The organism is Rhodococcus sp. EPR-157, from assembly GCF_001647195.1.
Taxonomy (GTDB): domain Bacteria; phylum Actinomycetota; class Actinomycetes; order Mycobacteriales; family Mycobacteriaceae; genus Rhodococcoides.
Window position 1 is genome coordinate 1 of the sequence record NZ_LVCV01000137.1, and the last position, 1,756, is coordinate 1,756.

At 62.6% G+C, this 1,756-nt stretch carries 2 protein-coding genes; both read left to right on the top strand.

The genetic code is table 11. The features are described from left to right. Positions 1-407: ABC transporter substrate-binding protein (locus A2J03_RS05485; RefSeq protein WP_156520217.1), on the top strand; the 407-nt coding region annotated here is incomplete at its 5' end. Positions 408-431: 24 nt separating this feature from the next. Beyond that, a partial coding sequence (locus tag A2J03_RS05490; RefSeq protein ID WP_068370554.1) for an ABC transporter transmembrane domain-containing protein occupies positions 432-1,756 on the top strand: 1,325 nt, incomplete at its 3' end.

A 1,756-nucleotide genomic window follows, 5' to 3' on the forward strand; every position in this document is an offset into this window, starting at 1 on the left:
CGCACCCGGAATTCGCCGACGAAACCGCTGTCGCAGTCGTCGCCGACGCGACCCCCGAGTACTACGCATTCTCGTCCGACGACACGCGTGGACGCATCCTGACCAGCCTCGGTTTCAAGCCGGCAGCCGACGTCGACGCGCTCATGAACGGTGAGTTCAACGCTCAGATCTCCAACGAGCGACTCGACCTGCTCGATGTCGACCGCCTCGTCGTCATCGGAAACCCAGATGTGGCGCAGGCCGTGCAGAACGACCCGAACTTCCAGCAGCTCGACGTGGTCAAGAACAACAAGGTCGTCTACGTCAGCGACGACGCAGCCCCCTATGTCGGTGCTGCACTGACCGCCAGCACCGCGCTGAGCTTGCCGTACGCTACCGACGCGCTCCTTACCGAACTGACCAAATAGCACCACGATCGACTGGAGGAAGAAGTGTTCGGGAAGTCTCGTCCGAAACGCACAGGTGGCGCCCTCGTCCGACGCGCTCTGAAGCGGAACTCCCGAACACTGGCTGCAGGAACGGTTCTCAACGGCTTCTACCAGATCGCAGAGACTATGGTGCCGGTCATGATCGGCGTCGTCGTCGACCGAGCAGTGGCCACCGGCAGTGTGGATTCGCTACTGGTGACCCTGCTCGGTCTCGCGGCAGTGTTCGTCGTCATCACCGTCGGATGGCGACACGGCGCACGTCTCATCGAGGCGTCCGTGCTGCAGGAAGCACACCTCCTACGCGTGGAAACCGTCGCCAAGGTCCTGCACCCGGGTGGCATTCGCACCGATCTTCGATCGGGAGAGGTGTTGACCGTCTCGACGTCCGATGCCGACCAAACGGCCGTGTCGCTGGAAATCGTTCCGTGGGTGGTCGGCTCTCTGGTAGCCACCACCACCGCGGCGGTCTCACTGCTCGTCATCGATGTCCCGCTCGGACTGGCGGTACTCGTAGGAACCCCGATCATCCTCGTCGTCCTTCACACCACCGGACCGCTCATTGCCCGGAAAGTCGAAGCGGCACAGGCGTCGACAGCTCGGGCGTCGGGTATGGCCACGGATCTGGTCAGCGGTATCAGGCCGCTCCGAGGTATCGGCGCAGAGAACACTGCGTCGGACAGGTATCGGGTGGCAAGCCGAAAAGCGTTGTCGGACAGCCTTCGAGTCGCCAAGGTCATGGGTCTGTATCAGACCGCGTCGACGATGATCAGTGCCCTTCTTGCCGTAGCTGTCGCAGGTGGGGCGGGTTGGCTCGCGTTGCGAGGCGACATTTCCATCGGTGATCTCATTGCTGTCGTCGGGTTGTCGCAATTCATCATCGAGCCACTCACCTCGCTCGCGTTGGCTCCGAAAACCCTGGCCATGGCCCGCGGTTCCGCAGACCGATTGGCGTTGGTGTTGGATGCAGACGTACTCGTGACGTCGGGCGAGCACTCGGTTTCCGAACTGCCATCGGTGGCGCTGCGCGGGATCCGGCACCGCAGCCTTCGCGGTCTCGATCTCGACATCGAACCCGGCGAACTCGTCGGCGTCGTGTCGTATTCGCCGCAGGACAGTGAGGCGCTCGTCGAGGTCCTGTCGGGCCAGATCTCGCCTACCGACTACGACGGCAGCCTGCTGCTCGACGGAATTCCGATCGAGGAGGTCGAACTGGCAAGTGCGCGTTCGGTAATGCTCGTCGAACCACACAGACATGACTTGTTCGCGGGCACCGTCCGATCCAACGTTCGAGTCGGAATGACCGACGGACGAGAATCCGTCGTAGATCT